The organism is Anabaena lutea FACHB-196 (assembly GCF_014698305.1).
Lineage (GTDB): Bacteria > Cyanobacteriota > Cyanobacteriia > Cyanobacteriales > Nostocaceae > Anabaena > Anabaena lutea.
Map to the genome: position 1 here is coordinate 70,873 of NZ_JACJST010000016.1, position 26,772 is coordinate 97,644.

31 protein-coding genes are annotated in these 26,772 nt (G+C 39.9%); 12 read left to right on the forward strand and 19 right to left on the reverse strand.

Annotation, left to right across the window (positions count from 1 at the left end; translation table 11 throughout):
- Window positions 1–48: 48 nt before the first annotated feature.
- Window positions 49–237: an RNA-binding S4 domain-containing protein gene (locus H6G59_RS17365; RefSeq protein ID WP_071188772.1), complete on the reverse strand. Its 189-nt coding sequence runs from the start codon at window positions 235–237 to the stop codon at window positions 49–51.
- Window positions 238–316: 79 nt separating this feature from the next.
- Window positions 317–1,828, reverse strand: coding sequence for a threonine ammonia-lyase, biosynthetic (gene ilvA, locus H6G59_RS17370; protein WP_190716553.1), 1,512 nt, complete (start codon window positions 1,826–1,828; stop codon window positions 317–319).
- 191 nt (window positions 1,829–2,019) lie between these two features.
- Here ilvA and H6G59_RS17375 point away from each other — a divergent pair, with 191 nt between their 5' ends.
- From H6G59_RS17375 to H6G59_RS17385, 3 genes are read left to right on the forward strand one after another with little or no spacing between them, the layout of a single operon-like run.
- Window positions 2,020–3,132 (forward strand): AAA family ATPase, encoded by a 1,113-nt coding sequence (locus tag H6G59_RS17375; protein WP_190716555.1) that lies wholly within the window; start codon window positions 2,020–2,022, stop codon window positions 3,130–3,132.
- Window positions 3,132–4,097, forward strand: coding sequence for a hypothetical protein (locus H6G59_RS17380; protein ID WP_190716557.1), 966 nt, complete (start codon window positions 3,132–3,134; stop codon window positions 4,095–4,097). Before H6G59_RS17375 ends, H6G59_RS17380 begins: the two co-directional genes overlap by 1 nt.
- A gap of 37 nt (window positions 4,098–4,134) precedes the next feature.
- Entirely contained in the window at window positions 4,135–4,344 is a 210-nt protein-coding gene (locus H6G59_RS17385; protein WP_190716559.1) for a hypothetical protein, read from the forward strand.
- A 377-nt stretch (window positions 4,345–4,721) separates the two neighbouring features.
- On the opposite strand, the gene H6G59_RS17390 is transcribed toward H6G59_RS17385, so the two are convergent.
- The 5 genes from H6G59_RS17390 to H6G59_RS17410 all read right to left on the reverse strand — a co-directional run bounded on the left by H6G59_RS17390 (window position 4,722) and on the right by H6G59_RS17410 (window position 6,746).
- On the reverse strand, window positions 4,722–5,087 hold the full coding sequence (locus tag H6G59_RS17390) for a type II toxin-antitoxin system RelE family toxin (protein WP_190716562.1): 366 nt from the start codon (window positions 5,085–5,087) through the stop codon (window positions 4,722–4,724).
- Window positions 5,077–5,316 carry a hypothetical protein gene (locus tag H6G59_RS27105; protein WP_199332064.1) on the reverse strand — a complete coding sequence of 80 codons (240 nt, stop codon included), beginning with the start codon at window positions 5,314–5,316 and terminating at the stop codon, window positions 5,077–5,079. The genes H6G59_RS17390 and H6G59_RS27105 overlap by 11 nt, the downstream gene beginning before the upstream one ends.
- A gap of 157 nt (window positions 5,317–5,473) precedes the next feature.
- Window positions 5,474–5,752: a BrnA antitoxin family protein gene (locus H6G59_RS17400; protein ID WP_190716564.1), complete on the reverse strand. Its 279-nt coding sequence runs from the start codon at window positions 5,750–5,752 to the stop codon at window positions 5,474–5,476.
- Complete coding sequence (locus H6G59_RS17405; RefSeq protein WP_190716566.1) at window positions 5,715–5,993, reverse strand: BrnT family toxin; 279 nt, start codon at window positions 5,991–5,993, stop codon at window positions 5,715–5,717. Before H6G59_RS17405 ends, H6G59_RS17400 begins: the two co-directional genes overlap by 38 nt.
- A 147-nt stretch (window positions 5,994–6,140) precedes the next feature.
- A complete protein-coding gene (locus H6G59_RS17410; RefSeq protein WP_190716567.1) occupies window positions 6,141–6,746 on the reverse strand; it encodes a hypothetical protein in 606 nt (201 codons plus the stop codon).
- 297 nt (window positions 6,747–7,043) lie between these two features.
- Here H6G59_RS17410 and H6G59_RS17415 point away from each other — a divergent pair, with 297 nt between their 5' ends.
- Together H6G59_RS17415 and H6G59_RS17420 are read left to right on the forward strand one after the other, a co-directional pair.
- On the forward strand, window positions 7,044–7,940 hold the full coding sequence (locus H6G59_RS17415; RefSeq protein ID WP_190716569.1) for a bile acid:sodium symporter family protein: 897 nt from the start codon (window positions 7,044–7,046) through the stop codon (window positions 7,938–7,940).
- A 207-nt stretch (window positions 7,941–8,147) separates the two neighbouring features.
- Window positions 8,148–9,044, forward strand: coding sequence for a bile acid:sodium symporter family protein (locus H6G59_RS17420; RefSeq protein WP_190716572.1), 897 nt, complete (start codon window positions 8,148–8,150; stop codon window positions 9,042–9,044).
- Window positions 9,045–9,055: 11 nt separating this feature from the next.
- On the opposite strand, the gene H6G59_RS17425 is transcribed toward H6G59_RS17420, so the two are convergent.
- The 4 genes from H6G59_RS17425 to H6G59_RS17440 all read right to left on the reverse strand — a co-directional run bounded on the left by H6G59_RS17425 (window position 9,056) and on the right by H6G59_RS17440 (window position 12,666).
- Window positions 9,056–9,307, reverse strand: a complete 252-nt coding sequence (locus H6G59_RS17425) for a hypothetical protein (protein WP_190716574.1) — start codon at window positions 9,305–9,307, stop codon at window positions 9,056–9,058.
- Between the two features lie 231 nt (window positions 9,308–9,538).
- Window positions 9,539–10,705, reverse strand: coding sequence for a zinc-dependent alcohol dehydrogenase (locus H6G59_RS17430; RefSeq protein ID WP_190716576.1), 1,167 nt, complete (start codon window positions 10,703–10,705; stop codon window positions 9,539–9,541).
- An 86-nt stretch (window positions 10,706–10,791) separates the two neighbouring features.
- Window positions 10,792–11,274 (reverse strand): SRPBCC family protein, encoded by a 483-nt coding sequence (locus tag H6G59_RS17435; protein ID WP_190716578.1) that lies wholly within the window; start codon window positions 11,272–11,274, stop codon window positions 10,792–10,794.
- A 273-nt stretch (window positions 11,275–11,547) separates the two neighbouring features.
- Complete coding sequence (locus H6G59_RS17440) at window positions 11,548–12,666, reverse strand: Gfo/Idh/MocA family protein (protein WP_190716580.1); 1,119 nt, start codon at window positions 12,664–12,666, stop codon at window positions 11,548–11,550.
- Between the two features lie 390 nt (window positions 12,667–13,056).
- Here H6G59_RS17440 and H6G59_RS17445 point away from each other — a divergent pair, with 390 nt between their 5' ends.
- Entirely contained in the window at window positions 13,057–14,166 is a 1,110-nt protein-coding gene (locus tag H6G59_RS17445) for a serine/threonine-protein kinase (RefSeq protein WP_190716582.1), read from the forward strand.
- A gap of 137 nt (window positions 14,167–14,303) precedes the next feature.
- Here the strand turns inward: H6G59_RS17445 and H6G59_RS17450 are convergent, their stop codons facing one another.
- The 6 genes from H6G59_RS17450 to gndA all read right to left on the reverse strand — a co-directional run bounded on the left by H6G59_RS17450 (window position 14,304) and on the right by gndA (window position 17,480).
- Entirely contained in the window at window positions 14,304–14,567 is a 264-nt protein-coding gene (locus H6G59_RS17450; RefSeq protein WP_190716584.1) for a Txe/YoeB family addiction module toxin, read from the reverse strand.
- The gene (locus H6G59_RS17455; RefSeq protein ID WP_016952496.1) at window positions 14,567–14,788 is read right to left on the reverse strand and encodes a hypothetical protein; all 222 of its coding nucleotides are present in this window, start codon (window positions 14,786–14,788) and stop codon (window positions 14,567–14,569) included. The genes H6G59_RS17450 and H6G59_RS17455 overlap by 1 nt, the downstream gene beginning before the upstream one ends.
- 81 nt (window positions 14,789–14,869) lie before the next feature.
- The gene (locus H6G59_RS17460; RefSeq protein WP_190716586.1) at window positions 14,870–15,115 is read right to left on the reverse strand and encodes a toxin-antitoxin system HicB family antitoxin; all 246 of its coding nucleotides are present in this window, start codon (window positions 15,113–15,115) and stop codon (window positions 14,870–14,872) included.
- The gene (locus tag H6G59_RS17465) at window positions 15,112–15,540 is read right to left on the reverse strand and encodes a putative toxin-antitoxin system toxin component, PIN family (protein ID WP_190716588.1); all 429 of its coding nucleotides are present in this window, start codon (window positions 15,538–15,540) and stop codon (window positions 15,112–15,114) included. Before H6G59_RS17465 ends, H6G59_RS17460 begins: the two co-directional genes overlap by 4 nt.
- Window positions 15,541–15,621: 81 nt before the next feature.
- Window positions 15,622–15,864: a hypothetical protein gene (locus H6G59_RS17470; protein ID WP_190716590.1), complete on the reverse strand. Its 243-nt coding sequence runs from the start codon at window positions 15,862–15,864 to the stop codon at window positions 15,622–15,624.
- Between the two features lie 185 nt (window positions 15,865–16,049).
- Complete coding sequence (gene gndA / locus H6G59_RS17475) at window positions 16,050–17,480, reverse strand: NADP-dependent phosphogluconate dehydrogenase (protein ID WP_190716592.1); 1,431 nt, start codon at window positions 17,478–17,480, stop codon at window positions 16,050–16,052.
- A gap of 218 nt (window positions 17,481–17,698) precedes the next feature.
- Here gndA and H6G59_RS17480 point away from each other — a divergent pair, with 218 nt between their 5' ends.
- The 5 genes from H6G59_RS17480 (at window position 17,699) to H6G59_RS17500 (ending at window position 21,621) form a co-directional block, all read left to right on the forward strand.
- On the forward strand, window positions 17,699–18,505 hold the full coding sequence (locus H6G59_RS17480) for a Ycf66 family protein (RefSeq protein ID WP_190716594.1): 807 nt from the start codon (window positions 17,699–17,701) through the stop codon (window positions 18,503–18,505).
- Window positions 18,506–18,634: 129 nt separating this feature from the next.
- Entirely contained in the window at window positions 18,635–18,787 is a 153-nt protein-coding gene (locus tag H6G59_RS17485; RefSeq protein ID WP_190716596.1) for a DUF305 domain-containing protein, read from the forward strand.
- Between the two features lie 28 nt (window positions 18,788–18,815).
- A complete protein-coding gene (locus H6G59_RS17490; protein ID WP_190716598.1) occupies window positions 18,816–19,010 on the forward strand; it encodes a heavy-metal-associated domain-containing protein in 195 nt (64 codons plus the stop codon).
- A gap of 103 nt (window positions 19,011–19,113) precedes the next feature.
- Complete coding sequence (locus tag H6G59_RS17495; protein WP_190716600.1) at window positions 19,114–21,378, forward strand: heavy metal translocating P-type ATPase; 2,265 nt, start codon at window positions 19,114–19,116, stop codon at window positions 21,376–21,378.
- On the forward strand, window positions 21,379–21,621 hold the full coding sequence (locus H6G59_RS17500) for a hypothetical protein (RefSeq protein ID WP_190716602.1): 243 nt from the start codon (window positions 21,379–21,381) through the stop codon (window positions 21,619–21,621).
- Between the two features lie 18 nt (window positions 21,622–21,639).
- Here the strand turns inward: H6G59_RS17500 and H6G59_RS17505 are convergent, their stop codons facing one another.
- A complete protein-coding gene (locus H6G59_RS17505) occupies window positions 21,640–22,053 on the reverse strand; it encodes a heavy metal-responsive transcriptional regulator (RefSeq protein ID WP_190716604.1) in 414 nt (137 codons plus the stop codon).
- Window positions 22,054–22,514: 461 nt separating this feature from the next.
- Between H6G59_RS17505 and H6G59_RS17510 the strand changes: the two genes are divergently transcribed.
- The gene (locus H6G59_RS17510) at window positions 22,515–23,618 is read left to right on the forward strand and encodes an aromatic ring-hydroxylating dioxygenase subunit alpha (RefSeq protein WP_190716606.1); all 1,104 of its coding nucleotides are present in this window, start codon (window positions 22,515–22,517) and stop codon (window positions 23,616–23,618) included.
- Window positions 23,619–23,967: 349 nt separating this feature from the next.
- Here H6G59_RS17510 and H6G59_RS17515 read toward each other — a convergent pair whose 3' ends face one another.
- Entirely contained in the window at window positions 23,968–26,640 is a 2,673-nt protein-coding gene (locus H6G59_RS17515; protein WP_190716608.1) for a DEAD/DEAH box helicase, read from the reverse strand.
- Window positions 26,641–26,772: the final 132 nt, after the last annotated feature.

Sequence of the window (26,772 nt, forward strand, 5' to 3'; positions counted from 1 at the left end):
AGTCGCTTATTACTGTATTTTTGGGGTTGATTTGTAGCAGCGCTAATATTAAATTACATCTCCAACTTTGAAAATTTGACCATTGACTGTTACTTGGTCTGTTGGTTCTAATTTCTTGCCACGTCGAGTTTCAACTGTACCATTGACTTTAACTTCACCATCAACAATCATCAATTTTGCTTGACCTCCTGTTGCGGCTATACCTACTAACTTTAAGAACTGATCGAGTTTAATCATTTTGTTCATTGTCGAGTCGAAAGTAATTCACCTTGCTTTTTACTTTAAATTGTAAGACGATGTGTGGGAATATGATGCTTCAAGCTAAAAATAGCTGATATGCAGGATTTTGACTTTCATCCCAATAACGATAACCCAAGGAATCAAGAAATACTTGCCATTGTTCCATTTCATGGGGTGGTACTTGCATTCCCACAACAATACGCCCGTAGTCTGCACCATTGTTGCGATAGTGAAAGAGGCTGATATTCCAATTGGGGGACATAGAAGCCACAAATTTCATTAATGCGCCGGGACGTTCGAGAAATTCAAAACGGTATAATAATTCATTGTGGGCAAGAGAAGAATGTCCACCTACCATATGACGCAGGTGCAATTTTGTGAGTTCGTCGTCGGTTAAATCAATAGTTTTTAAGCCGTTAGTTTCAAATTTGGCAACTATTTTAGCTGCGTCAGCACGGTTTTCTATTTGCACTCCGACAAATATATGTGCTTCTTTATTATCAGCAATGCGATAATTAAATTCGGTCAGGTTGCGATCGCCTAAACATTCACAAAATTGACGCAGACTTCCCGGTTTTTCGGGAATATTCACCGCAAAAATCGCTTCTCGACGTTCCCCAAATTCTGCCCTTTCTGCCACAAAACGCAAGCGGTCAAAGTTCATGTTAGCACCGCAGGCAACGGCGATGAGGGTTTGATTTTGAATTTGTTCTCGTTCCGCGTAGGCTTTGGCAGCTGCGATCGCTAATGCCCCAGCAGGTTCTAAAATAGATCGTGTATCCTCAAACACATCTTTGATCGCTGCACAGGTAGCATCTGTATCCACCAAAATGATTTCATCCACATATTGCTGACACAAACGGAAGGTTTCTTCTCCCACTTCCCGCACTGCTACACCATCAGCAAATAAGCCCACTTGAGACAAGCGCACGCGATGACCGGCTTTGAGAGATTGAGACATAGCATCAGCGTCTACTGGTTCGACACCGATAATTTTGATTTCTGGACGCAACCGTTTTACATAAGCTGCAATACCGGAAATTAAACCCCCACCTCCAATAGCCACAAATATTGCATGGATAGGTTGTTGATATTGTCGCAGAATTTCCATGCCGATGGTTCCCTGTCCAGCGATGACATCAGGATCATCAAAGGGATGTATAAAGGTTAACCCTTTTTCTGCTTCTAATTCACGGGCGTAGGCGTAAGCATCATCATAGTTATTGCCATATAGTACAACTTCTCCTCCCCGTGCTTTGACTGCATTTATTTTTACCTGGGGCGTAATCACCGGCATGACGATAATAGCTGTCGTTCCCAAGCGACTGGCAGCTAAGGCTACACCTTGGGCATGATTACCAGCAGAAGCCGCAATCACACCTTGTTTCAGTAAATCTGGTGGTAGGTTGACCATTTTGTTGTATGCCCCCCGCAGTTTGAAGGAGAAGACTGATTGCATATCTTCCCGTTTCAGTAGGAGTTTGTTATTCAGTCTCGCGGAGAGGTTCGGCGCATATTCCAGTGGTGTTTCCTGGGCTACATCATAGACGCGGGCGGTGAGGATTTGTACCAGGTAGTCGCAATACATATCAAGGGGTGCAGTTGGGGTTGGATGTTAATTTTACCGCTTGTTGGGTAGTTGGTGGATGGGTTTTGGAAAATGGTTTTGCACCTCTATTAGCACGTAAACACGCTATAATGATGATTGGCTATTTTTAGAGACTATGATTAATTTACTGTCTAGTTTAGGTTAAATAAAATACAAACTTTACAAAGTATATGAAATTACATTCCTTAGAAATAAAAAACTTTCGTGCAATTGAAGATATCTCTTTAGATTTTACAGATTTACTTGGTCGTCCTCGACCTATCAATTTAATTGTTGGTCCTAATGGTTCTGGTAAAACTTCCATCCTAGATGCCATTCATGTTGTAGTTAAAGTCTTTGAAATCTTTGAAAATTCAACTAACCGATCATTCAGAAATGGATTACAATACAACGTTCAGCAATTAGTTAGAGGTAGAGGGAATATAGCTCAAATTGCATTTGAGTATTCCATTGAAAAAGATGAAGCAGAAGCAATTAACGAAGCATATTCTTCCCAATTATATTCTACTCCTGAATTAGACCAATTATTCGATTTTTCTCAGGGAGATATACCACCCCTAAATAACCCGACAACAGTTATCTGGGAGTTTCCCAATACGGATAAATCTCTCAAAACTGCAAAATACATACCTGAAAATACAAAATATATACCTGAAAATTCCATCAAAGTTTTAGGCGCACGAGGATGTGCATCTCAGTCCGTAGGATTATATATTCTAGATCCTGGAATATTTGAGAGAATTGGCGGGGTATGTTACATAGATCAAAGACGTAATGTTAAACTTTTTGAAAATATTAATTTTAAAATAAGTGAAGAAACTAGCGAGCATGATAATATTTTATATTGGTTGAGTGAGTATTCTTTTAAAGACTCAACATGGAATGAAAAGAAATTTGGAGAATCATATTGGAAAAGAATTAAAAGATTATTTAATAAGATTTGTTTCCCTTCAGAATTAATAGGTTTAGAGTCAGGTCCATCCTCTCATACTTTAATCTTAAAAAGAAACGGTATGGAATATGATTTACTACAAATGAGTTCAGGTGAACATCAAATTTTAAGAATTTTAGTTGGTTTAGCAGCAGATATCGCTAAAAACTCTATTGTTCTTATTGACGAAGTTGAACTACATTTGCATCCTGCTTGGCAAAAAAGATTAATCCAAGTTCTGCGGGAAGATGATTCAAATAATCAGTATATTTTTACAACCCATTCCCCAACTGTGGCAGAAATGTTTTATGATTCGGAAATTATAAAGTTGGGTGATCTGGGAGACAAATAATGCAAATACTCGATAACTTTTTATATATTTTAATAGAAGGAGAGCCGGAAAGTCCTGAAGTGGCAGTTATTGATAGAGTTATTGGCAACCTAATAAATCAAGGATTGTTATCTAATATAAACTATAGAGTAGTTGAGATAGGTGGTAGTGGCAATTTTAATTCTATAGCTAAATTAATTTACCAAAAAAGTAAGGTTCATCAAAGGATACCTGTGATTGGGATTTCCGATAGAGATTTTAGAACCCAAGATAGGATTGATAGAGAACTTGCTAAACAGGATAATCAGTCTATCAATAACAAATCTGCCAGAATAATTTATTGGGGAAGACATGAATGGGAAAATTTTTTACTGGAAGAAACTGAAATAATAGCTAATCTATTAAATCAGATACCTAGTAAATCATTAAAATCTAAGCCATTTAGACGCAACACCACAAATAATTTAACCAAAATACAACTAGATGAATGGCTAATACAATATTTTCAAAACTCAATTATTGAAGAATTATTTGAATGTTTAAAATTTCGTTTTCGAGAAGCAGCAAATTTACAGAGATTAAATTTAGATAAACCCAAGTCCAAGTTATTATCTTTGGTAGATATAGAAATTTGGTTTAAAAATCAGATAGTTAGTAAAGCTAAAGAATCTAGACTCAATATATTTAGTTTAAAATATATGTCTCAAGATATTGTGAAAGAAAACATCTGGCAATCATATATTAATGATCCTAGTAAATTTGATTTTCAACAAGCTAAAATATTTTTTAGAGGTAAGGAAGCACTAGAGCATTTACGTACGAAAGCTATTAAACATCTTTCAATAGAAAACTTAGGTGAGCCATCTTTTAAAGAGTTAATTTTACGAGAATTAGACAACAATACAAATTCTCTGATTGTTCAAGAGTTGGGTTTAATGTTAAAACCTTATTTTCAACAGGCAGCTAATTTGACAAGAATAGAATGAAATTTATATCCCTCTTTAAACTCCCGGAGATTTTTTAATGGTTTCAGCAGAACTTCTCAACACCCTACACACCCTCAGCCGTGCAGATAAACTGTATATCATGCAGGTTTTGATATCTGAACTAGCGCAAGAAGAAACTAACTTAATTAAACCTGATCAATCTTATCCTGTCTGGTCGCCTTATAATGCTTTGGACGCTGCAAATTCTATGTTAGAAGTAGTACAAGCAGTTAAATCTCAAAATTAGGATAAACTTAGATATGCAAAGAGCGACATTCATATAATTCAGAAGCTTATAGCAAATTACTATCTCAATATCAACCGCGAGTCATCAAAACTGAGGAAGAAAACGAGCGATTTTTAGCAATTGCAGAAGATTTACTTTCTCGTTCTCATCTGACACCGGAAGAAAATATGTTGTTGGAATTATTGGTAATGCTAATTGAGGATTTTGAAGATCAGCATTATCAGTTAAATTATGACCTAAAGCAAACAAATGGTTAACACCAACACACAAATGATAAATTTGTAGAAAACAAACAATATTTTTGATTCAATGATTTTCTCATCCTGTAAATCCTTAAATCCTGGACATCCTGATTCAGACAATCATATAAAATTTGCTCATTCATCAATCTTATCTTGCTCAAACTCAGCTAATATCTCTTGAATTTCTTCTGCTGCAATATCTTCCTGTTCAGATTTAGAATAGATAGTCACTAAAATAATACTTCTAGAAGTTTTCAAATAATATATCAGCCTATATCCTCCACTTTTCCCCTTTTGGATATCGCTATTTTTTACCCGAATCTTAAAAATTGTAAACCCTACACCAGAAACTTGATCACCAGGTAGTTCACCAGATTGAAGTTGTTCAATAATTGGCTGGATATCTTTACGAATACTACGATACTTTTTTGCTAAACTTAGCAAGTTGCGTTTAAATTTAGCTGTTACCTCAATCTGAACTAAAGGTGAATCATTCTGCATCTATTCCTTCCCAAAGTTCAGAAACAGGCAAAGTATTACCATTAACAACATCATGCCAACCTTGACGAAAGCTTTCAGCAGCAGATTCAGATATTACATCATCCTCAACTTGATTTCTACGAGATTTGATAAATAACAGAAAATCTAATAGTTCCTCCACTACAAAATCTGGAGATTGATTAATTTCTTGAATGAGTTTTTCTCTAGTAGTCATTTTTTGATAGACCATAATTCATCACACAGCATCAACTTTGACAAATGCTAATTAGTTGATTAATCATCTATTTTATCATATCTCTCATTCTGTAAATCCTTAAATCCTGGACATCCTGCTGATATAGCTTGCGCCACGCTTTGCTATCAGACAAAATCACCATTGACTGAGATTAAGCTGATTTTTGATTACCACTACTTTCAATATGACGACGTAAAATATCATTAATAGCTGTTTGATAATCTTGATTATCAGCTTTAAACCAAGCTATTACATCAGGATCTAATTGAATAACATTTTTCGCTTGTGATGCGGGAATTCGCAAAGTTGCTTTAGCAAAAAACTCATCAGTTAATGGAGGAATATCAGAATAATCAATATCCTCATCTGACATTGAATCTAAAGCTTGCCAATTAGTACGTGAGATATTCTTCAAATCTTTTTCGTTCATAACGATTTGCCCTTCGTGCTGAAATAATTCTAATTACATCACCGCGTCTTTCAGTCCAGACAACTACAGCTACCCCATTTCCCAAAAAACCAATCCCAAACCAGCGTTCTTCACCGTAATCAAAACGTTCATCTTCCTCAATTAACATCGGACTATCAAACATTTCAGGAACGTCTGCGAAATCAATTTGATGTTTACGGATGTTTTCTAAATTCTTCGCTTCGTCCCACTCAAACTGCATCAACTTTGAAAACGTATAACCTTTGTATATTATATTATATTTTTCATCCTGTAAATCCTAAAATCCTGGACATCCTGATTCAGACAAAAAAATTAATCCTGTAAGTCATAAAAATCCTGATATGGCTACGCTATCAGACAAATTATTTCACAACCAATTCTCAATCAACTTATTAGTTGTATCCGTTTTAAACTCAAACACTGCACGCGAACCAGAAGGACAAACAATTTGATTATTCTGCACAAAAGGCTGAATTGTTATAGGTAGAGTTACAGAATCTCTTAGTGAACAAATTACCCCATGAGGTTGATTATCCAATATAAATATTCCTCCAATATGGCTATATCGAATAAATCTGTTACCTGCAATTTTTTCACCTAAACTTTTTTCCCTACCCAGAGAATATACAAATGCAGCCTGATTTTTAACATCCATTAAAAAATCGTATCTTTTTTTATAATCATTATTTAGTGAACCTGATACATAAGCTGGTAAGTCAGCCAGTGTTTTTGCAAAAATTCGATTTTTCCGATAGTGGATTATTTGACTTTTGAGAGTAACTCTAACTTGCTCTTGCGATTTACCTTTCCAAATATCATCCACCCTAGCAAAAAAAGATGGCATAGCTATGATATATAGTCCTATGCCAAAGATGCTAAATACCAGTAAAATATCTAAACCTGAATGCCAAGATGTCCAAGGTAATAGCTTTTTATGATTATCATGATTTTTAGTGTTTTTTTCTTCAGCCATCGTGTTTATATTCACTTTACTTGAATATTTATACTGTTAGCTATAATTTAAATTATAGCAGAATTGATAATTAGGGTAAATTTAGGGTAATAAGCCGATCATCAATGTAAAGATTGCTAACAAAACGCGTGCTTTTACTCCTCACAAATGCGCCGCAACTTCACACTCAGCCCGATGCTTGTCTGGGGTTGTGAACTGAGGTTTCCTTGTCCCAACTCCTTCGCTAATTTATGCGAGCGTAACTCCTGTATAAACAGTCTGATATCATCTTTTTGTGTAATTTATACAAAATTGATTATGGAAGCCAGCTTTTTGAGTGCGGTTGTTTTACCGATATCCTTAGCTATCATCATGCTAGGAATGGGTTTATCTCTTGTACCAGAAGATTTCCAACGTGTAAAGAAGTATCCTAAAGCTGTCTCAATAGGCTTGATTAGTCAGTTAGTTTTTTTACCTGTGATTGGTTTTGTCATTGCTAACGTTGTCCCCATGCAACCTGCGATCGCTATGGGGTTTATGATAGTCGCACTGTGTCCAGGTGGCGTAACCTCAAATCTAATTACATTCGTCGCTAAAGGTGATGTTGCACTCTCTATCACTCTGACGGCTTTTAGCAGTGTGATTACAGTCTTTACAATTCCCGTGTTAGGCAACCTAGCCTACCAGCACTTCATCGGACAAACGGCCGCCATAGCCCTACCTATTGGTGCAACTATACTACGAATTTTTCTGATGATGCTTCTACCTATCGGCTTGGGAATGGGTTTTCGACAAATATTTCCAGAACCTGCCCGTCGTTTGGAAAAAATTACTAACCGCCTAGCAGTTGTTTTCCTGGCACTAGTTGCTGTCCTGCTGATCATTCATGAATGGAAAAATCTCCCCGGCTTTATAGTCCAAGTAGGGGTTGCTGTGGTGCTGTTGAATACTATCTCAATGTTGGCAGGGTTTTATGTTAGCAAACTGTTTAAACTCAATCCTCCTCAACAAATCTGCATTGCCATTGAGGTGGGGATTCAAAGTGGTACACTAGCGATCGCTATAACCGCAGGACTACTCAATAATCCTGATATGGCTGTACCGGCTGCGATTTACAGTTTGTTTGAGAATGTGACAGCTTTGATTGTTATTGCTTACGGGAGGAAGTTGGCTGCAACCAGTCCTATTCAGCAACCTCTAGAGAGTCAGGTTTAGCAATTTACAGATTAATACTCGTACCTAATCTGATACTCACTAGCTTAGTTGATGCCGCCTAACTGTTGGTAGATATAGCAGGTGACTCTTAACAGGTGACAGGTGACAGTCTGACTTCTCAAACCATAAAACTGGGCGTATAGCGGCTGCAACTCATGTAGAAACAGTCTGATATCATCTTTTTGTGTAATTTATACAAAATTGATTATGGAAGCCAGCTTTTTGAGTGCGGTTGTTTTACCGATATCCTTAGCTATCATCATGCTAGGAATGGGTTTATCTCTTGTACCAGAAGATTTCCAACGTGTAAAGAAGTATCCCAAAGCTGTCTCAATAGGCTTGATTAGTCAGTTAGTTTTTTTACCTGTGATTGGTTTTGTCATTGCTAACGTTGTCCCCATGCAACCTGCGATCGCTATGGGATTAATGATAGTGGCACTGTGTCCAGGTGGAGCATCCTCGAATATATTTACCTTCCTCGCTAAAGGTGATGTTGCACTCTCTGTCACTCTGACGGCTTTTAGCAGTGTGATTACAGTCTTTACCATTCCGGTGTTGGGAAACCTAGCCTACCAGCACTTTATCGGAGAAACTGCCGCGATCGCTCTACCCATTGGCGCAACAATACTGCAAATTTTTCTGATGACGCTTCTGCCTGTAGGTTTGGGAATGGTGTTGCGACAAATATTTCCAGAACCTGCCCGTCGTCTGGAAAAAGTGACTAGCCGCCTAGCAGTTGGTTTACTTGCAATCATTATTCTCATGCTTATCATTCGTGAGTGGAACCGTATTCCTGGCTTTATTCTCCAAGTTGGAGTTGGAGTTGTGCTGTTGAATGTTATTTCAACCTTAGCAGCATTTTATACTAGCAAGCTATTCAAGCTCAATCCTCCTCAACAAATCTGCATTAGCATTGAAGTTGGCATTCAAAATAGCGCCCTAGCGTTCGCAATTAGTGTCGGACTACTCAAAAATCCTGATATGGGTATACCGGCTGCGATTTACGGTTTGTTTATGTATGCCACAGGGTGGATGGTTATTCGCTACGGAAGAAAATTGGCTGCAACCAGTCCTATTCAGCAATCTCTAGAGAGTCAGGTTTAGCAATTTACAGATTAATACTCGTACCTAATCTGATACTCACTAGCTTCGTTGATGCCGCCTACCTGTTGGTAGATATCGCTTTGACTCAGGTAAACATCTTTGTGTTTATCAACAGCAGCGTCCAACTTCTGAAAATGTAGCTGTATTTCTTTACTGATGGGGTTAAAAACTGTATTCAGGTATTTTAACCGCATTAACACTCGAAAATTGTCGAGATCAGCAAAATCATATATCTTTCCTGGCTCTAAGTTTAGCTCAGTCATAACGACTCTCATCCAGCTGACAAGTTTGAAAAAAGTTTTACTTTGACGACCTTTGGATATTTGAAACTCTAAGGAAAGTTTCCTACCTCCAGCATAAATCCCACTGTTTCTTGCTACCTCTACCAGATGAGATGGCTTGATATTTTGTTAGTTAGAGTTTAGGAAAACAATATTAACAAAATCAGGCGTATCTCATAACGGATGCGCCTTTTTTAACCTGACACGATATCATTATGGTTTGAGTACAACCTTAATACAGTTATCCTGCTTGTGCTTAAAAATCTCATAGCCGTGGGGTGCTTGCTCTAGCGGTAGACGATGGGTGATGACAAAAGAAGGGTCAATATCACCATTTTGAATATGTTCCAATAGCGATCGCAAATATCTATGAACGTGAGTTTGTCCCATTTTGAATGTCAAGCCCTTGTTCATAGCAGCACCCATCGGCATCTTATCTACAAATCCACCATAAACCCCAGGAATTGACACAGTACCACCTTTACGACAAGCCACAATTGCTTGCCTTAGTACATGGGGGCGATCGCTTTCTAAACGCACCGCTTGTTTAGCTTTATCATACAGTCCTTCTAAACCCAAACCGTGGGCTTCCATTCCCACTGCATCCATCACCGCATCAGGACCGCGCCCTCCCGTCATTTCTTTGAGAGCTTCACCGACATCAATTTCTTCAAAGTTGAGGACTTCTGCTTTACCATCTTTCGCCATTTTTAACCGTTCAGGAACGCGATCAATCGCAATTACCCGTTCAGCACCCAACATATAAGCACTACGAATAGCGAATTGCCCAACCGGACCACAACCCCAAATAGCCACAATATCACCAGGCTGAATATCACAATTTTCCGCTGCCATATATCCAGTAGGGAAGATATCTGTTAAAAATACAACTTGTTCATCTGCAAGTCCATCAGGAATTTTCAGCAAACCAACATCAGCAAAGGGAACACGGACATATTCAGCTTGACCACCAGCATAGCCACCCAGCATATGAGAGTAACCGAAAATACCAGATGGGGAATGACCCATAATTTTTTCCGCCATCCAGGCATTGGGGTTAGAGTTATCACACAGCGACCATAAATCCCTTTGGCAGAAGAAACAGTTACCACAGGAAATCGGGAATGGGACAACCACGCGATCACCTACCTTGATATTTTTGACCGCGCTACCTAGTTCAACTACCTCCCCCATAAATTCATGACCCAGGATATCGCCCTTTTCCATCGTGGGGATGTAGCCGTCATAAATATGTAGATCTGAGCCGCAAATCGCCGTTGTCGTGATTTTAACAATAGCATCACGCGGATTAATGATTTTTGGATCTGGCACGCTTTCTAAGCGCACATCGTTAGTACCATGCCAACAAACTGCTTTCATAATTATTTTTGGTAATTGGTAATTAGTAATTAGTAATTAGTAATTAGTAATTGGGAAGATAATCTATCCCTGCCCCCTGCCCCCTCCTACCCATTACCTTTTGGTTGACCTTCAGTGGTAGCAATTTCGCCAGCTTCTGCAATCATTTTGAAGCGGTGCAAATCATCTCCCAGTTGCTGTTTTGGTTCTTCACCAAAGAGTTTGGCTACAGCATCTCCAATTGCTCCACCAGGTGGATTATATTGGGTTACGACTTTGACCTCAGTACCGCGATTGCCGGGTGCTGGTTGGAAGCTCACAGAACCAGAGTTTTCAACGTCTGCTCCTTGAACTGAAGCCCAAGAAATCAATTCGTTTTCCCGGTCTTCAATGATGACTGCATCCCATTCAATGCTGCTGTCTAAGAGACCACGGGTGATCCAGTGCGAACGTCTATCGTCGTAGACCTTCACGTCTTTGAGATGCTTCATAAAACGCGGCAAATTCTCAAATTTATGCCAAAAGCGGTAGAGTTCTTCTGCCGATTTGTTAATCGTTACTACCTTTTCAACTTTGTTCGGCTGGTTCATAACCAATGCCTCCAGTGCTTTGTCTAGTTTCTAATTTAGGATGATGGAAACCTAGAAACCCCTTCTGATACAAATTCTCTAAAATTGAGCAACACATTCAAACCCACCAAAACCAACTAAAATCTGAGTTTATAAATTACGTATCCCTGGCAAAACCGGAGGTACTATTACAAATTGGTATGGTCGATATTTTCTAAACATCAAGCCCCCGGATTTATCCGTGGAATCAATCCAAAATCTAAAATCAAATGACTAAGTTAATTAGGTAATTCATCAATTACCACCAGGTGAAGCAGCATGAATTAGCTCTGGTTTTTCTTCAGTAGCAGGACGCTCAATAGTTTGAGTCGATGTTGGACGTTGTTCACGTTTCAAAGTTTCTACTTGCACCGGCTGACCTGTTTCAATAGATTGGTAGAGTGCTTGAATAATGCAAACATCATTCAATCCTTCTATTCCCGATGGTTCTGGGTCTTTATTTTGGAGAATACAATCTGAGAAATAGGTGAATTCAGCTGCTAGTTGATCATGATTTCCAAAGGTGCGTTCCTGAGTTTCACCATCAATAGTTAGGTAGTGCTTAATATCTCCGTGCCAAGTGTAAGCAGATTCTACTCGGATATCGCCTTTAGTTCCTACAACCTGGTAATTAGAAACTTTTGCTGCGCCAAAGCTACAGGTAAATGTTGCTAGTCGTTCGTTGGGAAAACGCAGGATAACACTAGTCATTTCTTCCACTTCACTGAAGCGTTGTTCTCCTTTGGTGGCTGCTACAGCAAACACTTCCGTTGGTTCATCTTGAAATAGATAGCGTGCGGCATTAATGCAGTAAATACCAATATCATAAATTGTTCCCCCGCCTGTAATCTCTCGTAAACGAATGTTTCCTTGTTCTACTTGTTGAGAGAATACAGAGTTGAAAAGCCGTGGTTCACCAATTTGGTGCGATCGCACTATTTCTACTGCTTGTAAGTTTGCTGGTTCTAGATGTAAGCGATAAGCAATCATTAACTTGACACCATTGTCATTGGCAGCTTTAATCATGGCTTCGCACTCTTTTTCTGTTACAGCCATTGGCTTTTCACAAAGCACATGGATGGCTTGATTAGCCGCCCGCACAGTAAAATCACAATGTAAGTGATTCGGTAATGCAATATAAACAGCATCAATCGCACCGCTGGTCAGACAGTCTTCATACTCATCATAAGCATAAGTATGCTGAATGCCATACTTTTTACTGAGTTCTTCACGTTTTTTCGGGTCATCGGAAACTAGAGCCACTAATTCAGAGTTATCAGCAGAAGTAAACGCAGGTAATGCAGCTTCTTGAGCAAACCAACCTAAACCCACAACGGCGTAACGAATTTTGTTTTTTCCGTTTGTAGTTGTCATTGTAGACCTCTTGATGAAGAACTTGTTTGAAAAAATCATTCTTGATCATTCTTTTACTACGGTGATGAGATTTTTCAAGTATTCCCTCATACTGATGACAGAACTTTAATCATACTTAGGAGATGGTTTCTTTCTGGTAGATTGGATTTACATAAGCCCTGAAAATGAAGCGGAAAACATCAAGCTTTGGTGAGAAAATGTCTGAAAAGTCAGAAAGCCGATGTAACGGAAAATATCCAGACTATAAAATGATGGCTGATAGCAAATGAGGAGATTTTAACTGACACGCGATCGCTCATCCTCAATTGCGAGTAGTCGCCCTCTCAACTTAGGAAGTTTCAAATAACCCAGCTACAAGGCACAATAAAGATAAGTACGAGTTATTTCTCTATGAGTTACTGCCTTAATCCCCATTGTTCCAAACCGGAAAACCCTGATGATGTCAAGTTTTGCCTGACTTGTGGTACAAAATTATTTCTTAAAGAACGCTACCGTGCTATCAAACCGATAGGACAAGGTGGTTTTGGCAGAACTTTTTTAGCCGTGGATGAGGATAAACCCTCAAAACCGCCCTGTGTCATTAAGCAATTTTACCCCCAAGCCCAAGGTACAAACACGGTACAAAAAGCAGTAGAGTTATTTAACCAAGAAGCAGTACAGTTAGACGAATTAGGACAACATTCCCAGATTCCTGCACTTTTGGCATATTGTAACCAAGATGACAGGCAGTATCTGGTACAAGAATTTATTGACGGGCTAAACTTAGCCCAGGAATTAGCTCATAAAGGTGCTTTTAATGAAACGCAGATTCGGCAATTACTGAATGATTTATTGCCAGTGCTGCAATTTTGTCATGCAAGACAAGTCATACATCGAGATATTAAGCCAGAAAATATTATTCGTCGGGTTAGTGATCATAAATTGGTAATTGTAGATTTTGGGGCTGCGAAATCTACCACAGGTACAGCCCTGAACCGTACAGGCACAAGTATAGGTAGTCCCGAATATGTCGCACCAGAACAAATGCGCGGGAGGGCGCTTTTCGCTAGTGATATTTATAGTTTAGGCGTAACTTGTATTAATCTTTTAACAGCGCGATCGCCCTTCGATAGCTATGATACTCATAATGCTGCTTGGATTTGGCCACAATACGTAAAATCTCCAGTAAGTAAAGAATTAAGTCAGATTATTGACAAAATGGTAGAAAGCATTCCCAATCGCCGCTACCAAACAACCGATGAAGTTCTAAAAGCTTTAAATCATCAGTCACCCGTCAATATCCCACCAACAATAATTACTAAACCCGTTACCCAAGCATCACCAATTTCTCCTGAAATTGAGAAAGAATTACAGGAACTAAAAACGCAATTTACAGGTGGTAATGTACAACCGCCAAATGTTCCCAAACAACCATCTAATCCTACATCTGTGCCTACGAGTAATGATGCTATAGATAAAGATTTGGAGGAAATGAGAGCTAAGTTTTTGGGTAATGGTTGATTTTGTGTAAGCATTGCAAAATAAACCAGTATGGGTTTCAATACTGTTCGGTTAAAGATTGTTGTAGGTTGGGTTGCGCTGTCGCTTAACCCAACATCAGTATCTATTACCAAAATTACGCTATCACATTAACTTTATTACTCATAATGACTTTTGCAACCAGCAATTAGAATCTCTTCATCTGTAACTTGATAAACAAGGCGATGTTCATCACTAATGCGTCTTGACCAAAAACCACTGAGTTCATATTTGAGGGGTTCAGGTTTGCCTATACCTGAAAATGGAGATCGTTCAATATCTTTAATAAGTTCTACGATTTTGTTGTAAAGTTTACGATCAATTTTTGCCCATTCATTAAAGTCCTCAAAAGCTTCTGCTTCAAACAAAATTCTTCGTCTCATCAGATGCTTTCCCAATTAAGCTCTACGAGATTGCTCCGATTTTGAATGTTTTCAACCGCAGTTAGTAATCTCTTTTTATTGGCAGGATTCTCTAAAAGAAAATGTGTTTCGTCACTTTCATATACAACAATTTCGATCTCTTTGTCCTGAAAAGCAGCTTTTAAGCTTTCTAGAAAATTGTTGTCAAGTTCGTTAGCATTCAATCTATAACTGATGTGCATTCTAATATCTTCCTAATTTCCTTAATTCTTTAGAAAATCATTGAGCGCTTGCAGTACCAATAATTGAGTTATGCTAATTTGTTAGACGGTCGGTATCCTATCATAAGGTTCTGGTTCAACATCTGGGACTTTTGCCAAAATTGCTGCATATTTCAAGCGACTGCCGCTTTTTGCTTTTTCGTTGAGATAATTTTCTGTCATCAAAGCTGAGAGTTTTTCTGCGAGCGCAGTAGATATAAATTGATCAATAGAAATTCCATCACGACTTGCAAGTTCATGCAAGCTTTTTTGTAATGAGTCGGGAATTTGAACTTGAACAATACTCATGGCAACTTTCCTATCAAGCGTAAAAACTCTGAAGGCTCAAGTAGCTTTAACCCAAACTGCTCTACGCCTGCAAAGTCGCGGGTGTTATATGTAATTATAATCTCACATCTTGCTTTGACTGCAAGCTCCAATACCATGTCATCTTTAGGATCGCGCAGGAACGGTCGCCAAAGGAAGAAAATTTCATGCTGCACTCCTACTGCACAGTAGAAATCAATTAGGTCATCTACGTCTTCATGGCTCAAGTAAAGGTTTGGTAATTCACGCAGTAAAACATCCGTGTGTTCCAGTACAAGAGGCACTGACAAGTGGAAATCAAATTTTCCTGTATCGATGACTGACAGCAATTGAAATGCACTGCCACGCCTAGACCTCAACCCTGCCACAATGACATTGGTATCAATAACGACTTGAGGTAATGGCATTTGGAACTGGAAGCTTGTTACTATTTGTATGTCTTAACTCTATCATCAGAGGAAGAAATTAATTAATATTCCCTAAAAAATTTACTCAAAAATGTTCTTTGCATTTATAGGTCTTGTATACTGAGTTCCGCTCTTTTTGATCTGTTTCCAGATTTTTAGCGTCCGTTGAAATCTTTCAAAATCATTTTTTTCTGTACAGTCTTCATAAAAGTGCTTCCTTGGCACAAAATCATCACAAGCTCTACAGTAATAAATTCCTGGATCGTCTTCTTTTTCATCGCCGTGAAGATAGTATCTCATGTCAAAATGCTTAATTTGTTTCAAAAATGTTCAGCACTTGAACGAACGCACAATATTTAAAGTATTGCATAATATTTAAACTTATAATTGATTTTTACTCAAAAAACCTAGTATTAATCTCACAATTAAGGGCGGGAAAACCCGCCCCTACAGTCAACCTTGCCCTTATCAACAGCAAGAACTGACTTTAAAGTTTAACCAGAAGTATCTTACTTCTTAGCTTCAGCAATGGGAACCCATTCAGTGTGGAAACTGCCTGGCTTATCAGTCCGGAGATAAGTGTGAGCGCCGAAATAGTCGCGTTGTGCTTGAGTCAAGTTTTGTGGCAAGCGATCGCGGCGGTAGCTATCAAAGTAATCTAGAGAAGCACTGAAAGCTGGGACAGGAATACCCAATTTAGCAGCAGTCACAATTACTTCCCGCCAAGCAGCTTGTCTATCTAGAATTGTTTGCTTAAATTCAGGTGCTAACAACAAGTTTGGTAAAGCTGGATTTTCGTCAAAAGCCTTCTTAATCTTATTCAAGAAGCCAGCGCGAATAATACAACCACCCTTCCAAATCCGAGCCATTTCACCGAGATTCAAATCCCAATTGTAAGTTTTGGAAGCTGTAGATAACAGCGCCATACCTTGAGCATAAGAACAGATTTTGGAACAATAAAGCGCATCACGCACCATGTTCACAAAAGCCTTGATTTCTCCGGTATACTTAGCAGTAGGCCCAGTGATTTGCTTAGAAGCCGCAATCCGTTCATCTCGAATAGAAGAGATAATCCGAGAATTTACGGCTGCTGTAATTGTAGGGATAGCAACGCCCAATTCCAAAGCAGTTTGTACTGTCCAACGTCCAGTTCCCTTTTGACCGGCAGCGTCAACAATCAAGTCAACGAGGGGTTTCTTGGTTTCGGGATCAACGTAGGGGAAAATATTAGCTGTAATCTCAATCAAAAATGAATTGAGTTCGTCAGTTGTATTCCACTGGGCAAACACTTCATGTAGCTGAGTAGCACTTAAACCAGCCACATTTTTCAGCAAATCGTAGGCTTCTGCAATTAACTGCATATCGCCATACTCAATACCGTTGTGAACCATTTTCACATAGTGACCAGATCCACCGGGGCCAATGTAGGTTACACAAGGACCATCATCAACTTGAGCAGCAATCTTGTTGAAAATAGGGGAGAGGTACTCATAGGAACTTTTTGTACCACCGGGCATAAGTGAAGGGCCATTCAGCGCACCTTCTTCACCACCACTCACACCCATACCGATATAGCGTAAACCAGTGGGTTCTAATTCCTGAGTCCGTCTTTCGGTATCTTCAAACCAAGAGTTACCACCGTCAATAATGATATCACCTTCTTGTAGCAAGGGTTTAAGCTGTTGAATTACTGCATCAACAGGCTTACCAGCTTGCACCATCACCAAAATTTTGCGGGGACGTTCTAGTGCGGCGACAAATTCTTCTAGGGTAAAGGCTGCAACAACATTCCGTCCACCTGCACGCTGCGCCATGAAAGCATCGGTTTTTTCACGAGAGCGGTTGTAAACTGCAATTGGGAAGCCATTACGCTCAACGTTTAAAGCGATGTTCTCGCCCATAACGGCTAATCCAATCACACCAAAGCTTTGTAGGGTCATAAATTTGTTTGGCTAACTCTTGCAGATCCTTTCTCTTTAAGGGTAATCCGAGATTTTCGCTTCACTCCTAAAGAAGATATTAAGAGTTTTTCTATATTTAAAAAAATCACAACTAACATCAATATTTAGTTTTAATTTGTATCTAAGTCAACAATTTAGTAACAAAATTTGCAAAATTAAAATACTGGCACAAATGAAACAATCAGGAGTATTGAAAAATGCTGGCCTATTTCCTAGCCTTAGTAGTTGGACTTGGCAGCCTAGCCATTTACATAGCAGCTTTCTTCTTCCCGGAAATCCACCGTAAGAATGACTTTATCTGGAGCGGGGTTGGGTTGTTCTATGCCTTGGTCTTATGGATTTTTGCACCCCGGATTACTGGGGGTTTATTGCTGGGTCATGTAGCTAGTGTTGCTCTTTTGAGTTCTTTTGGCTGGCAAACTCTGTCATTACGTCGCCAACTCACACCAGAAAGACAACAAACACCTGTACCTAGTCTGGAGCTAGTGAAGGTTAGTATACAAGACCAAGTATCTAATTTTTCTCTACAGGAAAAACTGGGACAATTACCAGCATTCATTGGTGGTTTGTTCAATGGTGTCAAAGGTAAGGTGCAGCAAACAATGACTAAAAAGCCATCTACACCTACACCAAAGCCTGTGGTTGAAGTCATCGATAAAACCGGTTCTATACCAGCACAACCTAGCGAAATAGAAGCACCTTCGCCAGAAGCTACGACGGAGGGACGGGGGGACGCGGTGACTCAGAGAGAGGAAGACGCGGTGACTGAGAGTCAAGAAGTTGTAATAGAAGCGGTAACTGTTGCTGTAGCAGAACAACTAATAGAAGATGAAATCGTCAGTATACCAGAAGTAATTCCTCCCAACCCCCCATCACCGGAACTGGTGGAAGCAGCGCAAGGGGAAACAGAAGCAAAACCAGCAATTCCCGTTGAGGAAATCGCACCAGACGCGGTACTTGCTCCCCCAGCTGAAACACCAATAGAACAAACACCGCAGGACTGATATCCTGTCTGGTTGAATTTGAATACTTATCATTAAAGCTGACGCGGTGATACGCTCCGCGTCTTATTCATAAAGTTATCAAGATTTGTAAATCTCCTCTAGACTCTCTATCCCACTAGAGGGTTTAGGATGAATTTAACAGGATTTTTGTCTGTGATGATGGCACAAAAAGTCATGAACAGTGCTACTCACAAACAACTCCGCGATCTAGCTCAAGATATCATCAAAACGCAAACCGCTCAAATTCAGCAATTAGAGCAGTTGTCTAAAGCGTCATCTTAATTAGTTGTTCATGAGATTCAATAAACCTATGACACTCCAACTCACAGTTCCCGGAATGGCTTGTTCGACTTGTGCAACCAATATCACTAATGCGCTAAAGGCTGTAGATGCTAACGCTAACATAGATGCTGACCCAAAAACTAAGCTGGTCAGCGTAGATACTCAAGCTTCAGAAACAGCAATTAAGGAAGCTTTGGTGGCTGCTGGATATCCTCCCGCTTAATCCGGTGCTGAGTCAATTTTCTAACAAAACCGCAGATACACGCAGATGAACACAGATAAATTGTCTGCATTGATCTGCGGTTGAAAAATTTAACTTACCAATTATGGATAATCTCACTCTCAAACTTCGAGGTATGAGTTGCGCTGCTTGCGCTAATAATGTGGAACAGGCGATTCTGTCTGTTTCTGGGGTGATTGATTGTAATGTTAATTTTGGTGCAGAGCAAGCTAGTATAAATTATGATTCCAAACGGACAAATTTAGAAAAAATCCAAGCTGCTATTGAGGCTGCGGGTTATTCGTCTTTTTCGCTGTCAGCAGCACAAGGTGAAGATGATACAGAAACAGCCAGTAGGTTAGCAGAACAACGGGAACTGATTCTCAAGTTGAAGACGGGAAGTGTAATTAGCATTTTCCTGTTTTTCGGTTCTTTACCGATGATGACGGGGTTAAAGTTGCCTTTTATTCCCAGCTTTTTACATCATCCTTGGTTGCAGTTGGTGTTGACGACACCGGTTGAGTTTTGGTGTGGTTGGTCTTTTTTCCGCAATGGTTGGAAGTCTCTCAAACACCATACTGCAACTATGGATACTTTGATTGCTTTGGGGACGGGGACGGCTTATTTATATTCTCTGGTGGTGACGCTGTTCCCTGGGTTGTTGATTAGCCAAGGTTTAGAACCTCATGTTTATTATGAAGTTGCAGCAATGGTTGTGACTTTAATTTTGTTAGGGCGATTTTTGGAAAGTCGCGCTAGGGGACAAACTTCACAAGCAATTCGCAAACTCATGGGACTACAAGCGAAAACTGCTAGAGTGATTCGCAATGATGTAGAAATGGATATCTCCATTGCTGAGGTCAGAATTAATGATGTGATTGTGGTGCGTCCTGGGGAAAAGATTCCCGTAGATGGTGAAGTGATTGAAGGTGCTTCAACGGTAGATGAGGCAATGGTTACAGGTGAAAGTTTACCAAGAAAGAAACAGCCAGGAGATGAGGTGATTGGGGCGACTATTAATAAAACTGGTAGTTTTAAGTTTAGGGCAACAAGGGTAGGAAAAGATACCTTTTTGGCACAAATTGTCAAATTGGTGCAAGAAGCGCAAGGTTCAAAAGCACCTATTCAACGTTTAGCAGATCAGGTAACGGGGTGGTTTGTGCCGGCTGTGATTGCGATCGCAATTACAACTTTTGTGATTTGGTTTAATATCATGGGTAATCTCACCCTCGCGACGATGACAACTGTGGGTGTTCTGATTATCGCCTGTCCCTGTGCTTTGGGTTTAGCTACTCCTACTTCTGTGATGGTAGGAACAGGTATTGGTGCGGAAAATGGTATTTTAATTAAAGGTGCGGAAAGTTTAGAGTTAGCCCACAAAATCCAAATTATTGTTTTAGATAAAACCGGGACTTTAACTCAAGGTAAACCCACAGTTACTGATTTTGTCACTGTTCATGGTACAGCAAATAGTAATGAACTGGCATTGTTGCAGTTAGCCGCAACTGTAGAAAGAAATTCTGAGCATCCTTTGGCAGAAGCGGTGGTACAATATGCCAAATCTCAAGAAGTGAGTTTAGCAACGGTTAATAATTTTCTGGCTATTGCTGGTAGTGGTGTACAAGGAGTTGTCAATGACCATTTGGTGCAAATCGGTACACAACGCTGGTTAACAGAAATAGGAATTAATCCAGATTCTCTACAACAGTATCAATCGGGTTGGGAATCCGCAGGAAAAACAGTGATTTTCATGGCTGTTGATGGTGCATTACAAGGAATAATGGCTATTAGTGATGCCCTCAAACCTTCCTCAGCACAGACAGTAAAAGCACTGCAAAATTTAGGTTTAGAAGTGGTAATGTTAACTGGAGACAATCAGCAAACTGCGGATGCGATCGCACTTCAAGTTGGTATCAACCAGGTTTTTGCCCAAGTGCGTCCAGACCAAAAAGCCGCTATTATTCAATCTTTGCAATCCCAAATCCCAAATTCAAAATCTCAAATTGTCGCTATGGTGGGGGATGGTATCAATGATGCCCCAGCTTTAGCACAAGCAGATGTAGGGATTGCCATTGGCACAGGAACAGATGTTGCGATCGCTGCGAGTGATATTACTCTAATTTCTGGAGACTTGCAAGGCATTGTCACCGCCATCCAACTCAGTCGCGCTACTATCAACAATATTCAGCAAAATCTCTTCTTTGCTTTTATTTATAACATTATTGGCATTCCTATTGCTGCTGGTATTCTCTACCCTATTTTTGGTTGGTTACTAAATCCCATTATCGCAGGTGCTGCAATGGCCTTTTCTTCCGTTTCTGTCGTCACCAATGCCTTAAGATTGCGTAACTTTCAACCAGGAGTTAAGTAAATGTTGAGTCAAAAAACTATTTTGGGAAGCCTTATTGGTTTATTACTGTTAACATCAAGTGCAGTAGCAGAAATGCCAGATGGCCATTCTATGAAAACTAGCGAATTTCACCGAATTGACCAACCATTAAGTTTGAAAGTTGCTGTTACAGTCGGTGGTTTAGCTTTAATTGGTATCGAGTTGTGGTGGTTTATTTATAGTAAATCAAAAGTATCACCAACTAAGTTGACTAATAACCAATAGAAGTCGCCAAATTAAACTTTATTTCTGAATAATAGGACAAATACTTTCCTGTGGTTGTTTCTCTCTATTTTGCCAGCCTGAAAGTAATCCTTGAATCTCTCCGCGTAAAGTTAACAATTGTTCAATTTGGTGGTCTATTTTAAATAGCTTTTCTTGCAACTTTTCTTGAATCTCACAACAAGGAGGTTCTCCTTGATCATACACCTGAAGAATGTCTCGAATTTCTTCCAGACTTAAACCAAGATGTTGCGCTCTTTTAATGAAATCTAAACGAGTCAGGACATCTAAAGAAAACTGACGAAAACCTCCTTCAGTGCGTGCTGATGCTTGAATTAAATCTAAACTTTCATAATAGCGAATTGTCCTGATGGAAATTCCACTGAGTTCTGTTACCTGACCAATTAAAAGTAGTTGTTTATCTTGAGTTAACATAACTGATTTTCCCCAATTATTATCATTATTAAGTAGGTCAACTTAATTAAATATAGGAATCCTAAATGATTTCTGCAAAATATCTAAGTATTGTAGGTAGGGCTATGCCTTACAAAACCCGGATATTTATTGTGGGCAATGCCCACCCTACGTATATGTTCAAAAATCAAATAGGAGTCCTATATAAAATATTTGTAGAATGAATTATACCATTTAGAAAAATAATTGTGACAGATGGATAGCGCCAAACCATTACCCTTCTATGTTTCACAATCAAAAATCAAAAATGGTATGAGCTTAGAAAGTACACCACCATTATCCTAAGTCTACCGTGTTTTCAGGACTTTCGTCCTCACACACCCGACATCTTACGTTTTAGCTTAGTACTGAAAATAACTGTTTTTATTAGCTTGCCATGATAGTTCTAGATTAACCGCTTCACGGCAAGTGAAACCATAAAAATGAACGTCAACGCTGAGAATGTTAGCTACCCCCGGAAACTTAAAACTTTCAATAACCCAGAACGTTTTATTGAGGGGTGGTATTGGGTAATACCCTCGCGAAAATTAAGGGTTTATGAAGTAAAACCTGTCACAGTTTTAGGGAGAGAATTAGTAATTTATCGTGGTCAAGATAAACGAGCAGTTATTTTTGATGCTTACTGTCCACATATGGGCGCTCATCTTGCTGAAGGTAAGGTTGAGGGTAATGAATTGCGATGTTTTTTTCATCATTGGAAATACGATGCAGAAGGATTTTGTGTTGATATTCCCTGTTTAGATGAGCCGATTAATGTTAAAGCCAAAACTTGGCCTACCGCCGAAAAATATGGCATGATTTGGGTTTGGACTGGAGAAACACCACAACAACCTTTACCCTTTATTCCAGAGTTAGAAATTGAGGAGTGTGATAGTAATTTTGGAGCGCATTTTATCACGAATTGTCACCCGAATGTGGTGATGATTAATGCTATCGATACTCAACATTTTAATACAGTCCACAAGCTGGTATCAGAATTGATTTTTGAAAAACAGGAACTGAATGAGAATGCGATTACTTTCAGTAACATTGCACAGGATGGCGAAGATTATTTTTTGATTAAACTGATTCGTCCCTTCTATAAAAATCCTGTTACTTACAGTCTTTGTTATTGGTATGGTACGACTGGAATGGTGACATTTGGCCCAGAATTTTTGCATTTCTATATTATGTTTACTTTACGTCTAATAGAAGGTGGAAAAGCAGAAGGTTATGCAATTTTTCTTACTAAGAAACGCACAAGTATTTTTGGTAAAATGTATAATCGATTTGTGCTGTGGCTAACTGAAATTTTAACTCACTACTTCATTAAGAATGACAGCAAAATTTTCCAAACAATTCAGTTTAATTTAAAAACACCTATTCAGGCTGACCAGTCGATCATACAATTTATTAACCACTTGGAAAGACAAAAAAACCTAAAGTGGGAAAGTTGGGCAATGGGGAATTTAGAGCGAGCGCGTGATACTGAGGTGCGAGATGTAGAAAAACGCGAAAAATGGCGTGATGAGCTAGTGAATGATTGAAAATTCCACATTCTGCCCATAAAAATGAAGTGGACAAGCCACTTCATCAATTCCCAGGTAGAACCTAAGCAATGAGTATAACCACTGTCGGAATTTAAAATCGTATAAATTAACACAGATTTTCATGCCGACTCAATTTTATTGAATCTGATTGGGAGAGGGGGAGAAGAGACACGGGGACGCGGAGAGGGGGTGACGCGGAGAGATTTATTTGTGGGTTTAATTAAGCAATACAATCGAGGGCGGGGAAACCCCGCCCCTACAGGCTTGGGGATAAAAATCTGAAAGGTTCTTCGTGTCTCTTCCTCCCCTCATCTCTTCTTCCCCGTGTCACCGCGTCTCATCCCCCTTACTCCATCGCTTCATTGACAGGGAATCTATCAATCAACTGCATTGCTCGTTGAGCATTCCGTCGCAAAGAGTCAGGAACATGGGGAACATGGGGAATTTGGGATAATAAATCCAATGTCCGGCGTAAAATTCTGACTACATCACCTTCATCTAAGGTGGTATTGGCACATAATTCTACCCACTCCACACCTAATGCCCACTGTTCTACCATCGCTATTAATTCAAATTCCAACCAGATAGGCAGGGCTACATTATAACGGCGTTGCAGTTGGAAAATTTGGCGACGAATCCCCCGTAATTTCGCCAAAGCATCGGCTACCTCTTCACTCAGATCAAAGCGTACCTTACTATCTGGACGTGGTGTTTCTGTCACCAAAGCCGCAGCAGCCGCCGCTAAATGATGAGGATCTAAATTATTTAATTCACCACTAGCGATGACTAAACCCAACCACAATTCATTTTCGCCCCGAATAGCGGCGGCCATTTGTCCTAATTGTGTGGGGACTAAGTTATCTAAACCGCCAAAGTGCTGCAAGATTTGAATTAAATTGAGAAACTCTTCCCAATGTCGTTGGGACTGTTGTTCTACTTGCCCTTGAACTTCTTCTAATTCTGCTTCTAATTCTACACAACGCGCTCTGCGTTTAAATATTGTGGCAACGTTCCCGGATTGATGTAAGGGATGGTTTTCTAATTGGGATTGCACGGCGTTAACACGACTGAGTTGTTCTACCACTTCCTGTGGCATATACATAAATTCGCCAGGATCGGGTATGCTTTGTGCGATCGCTATTGTTTCTTGATTACCACGGACACACTGCCCCCGTTTTAACGCCAGTTCTGCGGGTGGAATGATGTCAGGAGACACTTCAACTCTTGGCAATTCGGCATACAAATCAACTACATCTGCACTTGTGACTACATACCAGCGGTTATCCTGTCCTAAACATACGAAGTAAGAAGCTTGGCCAGCATTTGGCACTTTGTGAACTAATACCGCTGTCATCGGTAAAGTTGCTGTGATGTTTTTGTCTTTCAGACTCAACAATGTCCCAGACACGGCAAAATCCAGCATCATCACCAATTGTTCTTGTCTGTCTTCCCGCGCTTGCTCTTGTAAGGTTTTTAATATATGGCGTTCTACTTTCAGGCGTTGGCGCAATTTTTCATATAGCGCTAATTCATTTTCATCAATTGCGGCTAACTCATCTTGTATTTGCCTTAATTCGGCTTGTATTGCCGCAATTTCGTCGTACTCTGGTCTTAAATGCAAAGTCGCCATGTACTGACCAAAACTGCGTTCGATCAGTTCTCTGGTTTGCTCTAAGGAGTGGGTTTGCAGTAAGTTGAGTACCATGCCGTAGCTAGGCGTAAACTGGCTAACTAAAGGATCTGCTGCCGATGTAGCCAAATACGCTGCTTCTTTGGCTCCTTCAAAGGGAGTTTGGACTGTGACTACATAACCTTGGAGATCCATGCCCCGACGACCTGCCCGGCCTGACATTTGCAGAAACTCGGAAGCTTTCAATAAACGATGTCCGTTGTCAGTCCGCTTAGAAAGGGTGGAAATAACTGTGGTGCGGGCGGGCATATTTATTCCCGCTGCCAGGGTTTCTGTGGCAAATACAACCTTAATCAGCCCCTGTTGAAATAGTTCTTCTACTAAGACTTTCCATGCTGGCAATATTCCGGCATGGTGAGCGGCAATGCCTCGGTAAAGGGGTTTAATTTGTCCTGTCCGTCCAGCGTCGGGATTGCGGCTTAAAAAGTCATCAATTTGTCGCCGTAATATTTGGGATTCGTCGTTATTTACCAGCCATAAATCACCTACTTCGTCCACAGCTTTATCACATCCTCTGCGGCTGAAGATAAAGTAAATGGCTGGCAACATATCTCGTTGCTGGAGTTGACTGAGGGTATAAATAATGCCGGGAGCTTCTGGTCTGCCAGCTTTACCCCGCTCTCCTTGTCCTTTTTTACTACGCTTAATTAGGCGGGGGTTAATTTTGGTGTTGCTGTCATTGAGTAGGGGAAACAGCCCTTTGGGATTGCAATAGTGGAATTCTAAGGGAACTGGGCGAAAATCGGAGTATATCAGGTCTGTGGGGCCATGAACGCGATTTAGCCAGTCGGTGAGTTGGTCACTGTTGGCAACTGTGGCGGAAAGGGCGACTAGTTGCACTTCACGGGGACAATAAATAATGGATTCTTCCCAAACTGTACCCCGTTGGCGATCGTTCATGTAGTGGCATTCATCTAGCACCACTGCTTCAACGTCTACTAAGGAGATGCCAATTTGTCCTATGGGTGTGCCATAGAGCATATTGCGAAAGATTTCGGTGGTCATGACTAAAATGGGCGCATCTCTGTTAATAGAAGCGTCTCCAGTTAGTAGTCCAACCTGATCAAAGCCGAATTTTTCTCGAAAGTCTCGTAATTTTTGATTCGACAACGCCTTTAGAGGGGTTGTGTAAAATACACGTTTTCCCCGCGACAAGGCGCGATAAATGGCGTATTCCCCAATTAATGTTTTACCTGAACCGGTGGGCGCACAGACAACTACGGAGCGTCCAGCATTGAGGGAGGCGATCGCTTCTTGTTGGAATTGATCTAATTCAAAGGGAAATACTGACTCTAAGTCAATTTCTGAAGATGGGACAGGATAGTTCACTCAATCATCTTTTGCAACCAGACTGTCTATTATCATAACGTGATTCGTGATTTGCTAGGGTAGTGGGTAATTAATTGGTAATAGGTTGTTAATTATTCTCCCTGATGCCTAACTAGCAACTTACGTTACTAT

Bases quoted from the DNA above. Each gene is read 5' to 3' on its own strand.
- H6G59_RS17365 (WP_071188772.1), bottom strand. From the start codon at position 237: ATGATTAAACTCGATCAGTTCTTAAAGTTAGTAGGTATAGCCGCAACA.
- H6G59_RS17425 (WP_190716574.1), bottom strand. From the start codon at position 9,307: ATGACTGAGCTAAACTTAGAGCCAGGAAAGATATATGATTTTGCTGAT.
- ilvA (WP_190716553.1), bottom strand. From the start codon at position 1,828: ATGTATTGCGACTACCTGGTACAAATCCTCACCGCCCGCGTCTATGAT.
- H6G59_RS17445 (WP_190716582.1), top strand. From the start codon at position 13,057: ATGAGTTACTGCCTTAATCCCCATTGTTCCAAACCGGAAAACCCTGAT.
- H6G59_RS17405 (WP_190716566.1), bottom strand. From the start codon at position 5,993: ATGCAGTTTGAGTGGGACGAAGCGAAGAATTTAGAAAACATCCGTAAA.
- H6G59_RS27105 (WP_199332064.1), bottom strand. From the start codon at position 5,316: ATGGTCTATCAAAAAATGACTACTAGAGAAAAACTCATTCAAGAAATT.
- H6G59_RS17460 (WP_190716586.1), bottom strand. From the start codon at position 15,115: ATGAGTATTGTTCAAGTTCAAATTCCCGACTCATTACAAAAAAGCTTG.
- gndA (WP_190716592.1), bottom strand. From the start codon at position 17,480: ATGACCCTACAAAGCTTTGGTGTGATTGGATTAGCCGTTATGGGCGAG.
- H6G59_RS17450 (WP_190716584.1), bottom strand. From the start codon at position 14,567: ATGAGACGAAGAATTTTGTTTGAAGCAGAAGCTTTTGAGGACTTTAAT.
- H6G59_RS17505 (WP_190716604.1), bottom strand. From the start codon at position 22,053: ATGTTAACTCAAGATAAACAACTACTTTTAATTGGTCAGGTAACAGAA.
- H6G59_RS17435 (WP_190716578.1), bottom strand. From the start codon at position 11,274: ATGAACCAGCCGAACAAAGTTGAAAAGGTAGTAACGATTAACAAATCG.
- H6G59_RS17485 (WP_190716596.1), top strand. From the start codon at position 18,635: ATGAATTTAACAGGATTTTTGTCTGTGATGATGGCACAAAAAGTCATG.
- H6G59_RS17380 (WP_190716557.1), top strand. From the start codon at position 3,132: ATGCAAATACTCGATAACTTTTTATATATTTTAATAGAAGGAGAGCCG.
- H6G59_RS17500 (WP_190716602.1), top strand. From the start codon at position 21,379: ATGTTGAGTCAAAAAACTATTTTGGGAAGCCTTATTGGTTTATTACTG.
- H6G59_RS17390 (WP_190716562.1), bottom strand. From the start codon at position 5,087: ATGCAGAATGATTCACCTTTAGTTCAGATTGAGGTAACAGCTAAATTT.
- H6G59_RS17420 (WP_190716572.1), top strand. From the start codon at position 8,148: ATGGAAGCCAGCTTTTTGAGTGCGGTTGTTTTACCGATATCCTTAGCT.
- H6G59_RS17455 (WP_016952496.1), bottom strand. From the start codon at position 14,788: ATGCACATCAGTTATAGATTGAATGCTAACGAACTTGACAACAATTTT.
- H6G59_RS17430 (WP_190716576.1), bottom strand. From the start codon at position 10,705: ATGAAAGCAGTTTGTTGGCATGGTACTAACGATGTGCGCTTAGAAAGC.
- H6G59_RS17465 (WP_190716588.1), bottom strand. From the start codon at position 15,540: ATGCCATTACCTCAAGTCGTTATTGATACCAATGTCATTGTGGCAGGG.
- H6G59_RS17415 (WP_190716569.1), top strand. From the start codon at position 7,044: ATGGAAGCCAGCTTTTTGAGTGCGGTTGTTTTACCGATATCCTTAGCT.
- H6G59_RS17375 (WP_190716555.1), top strand. From the start codon at position 2,020: ATGAAATTACATTCCTTAGAAATAAAAAACTTTCGTGCAATTGAAGAT.
- H6G59_RS17510 (WP_190716606.1), top strand. From the start codon at position 22,515: ATGAACGTCAACGCTGAGAATGTTAGCTACCCCCGGAAACTTAAAACT.
- H6G59_RS17495 (WP_190716600.1), top strand. From the start codon at position 19,114: ATGGATAATCTCACTCTCAAACTTCGAGGTATGAGTTGCGCTGCTTGC.
- H6G59_RS17385 (WP_190716559.1), top strand. From the start codon at position 4,135: ATGGTTTCAGCAGAACTTCTCAACACCCTACACACCCTCAGCCGTGCA.
- H6G59_RS17440 (WP_190716580.1), bottom strand. From the start codon at position 12,666: ATGACAACTACAAACGGAAAAAACAAAATTCGTTACGCCGTTGTGGGT.
- H6G59_RS17400 (WP_190716564.1), bottom strand. From the start codon at position 5,752: ATGAACGAAAAAGATTTGAAGAATATCTCACGTACTAATTGGCAAGCT.
- H6G59_RS17410 (WP_190716567.1), bottom strand. From the start codon at position 6,746: ATGGCTGAAGAAAAAAACACTAAAAATCATGATAATCATAAAAAGCTA.
- H6G59_RS17480 (WP_190716594.1), top strand. From the start codon at position 17,699: ATGCTGGCCTATTTCCTAGCCTTAGTAGTTGGACTTGGCAGCCTAGCC.
- H6G59_RS17490 (WP_190716598.1), top strand. From the start codon at position 18,816: ATGACACTCCAACTCACAGTTCCCGGAATGGCTTGTTCGACTTGTGCA.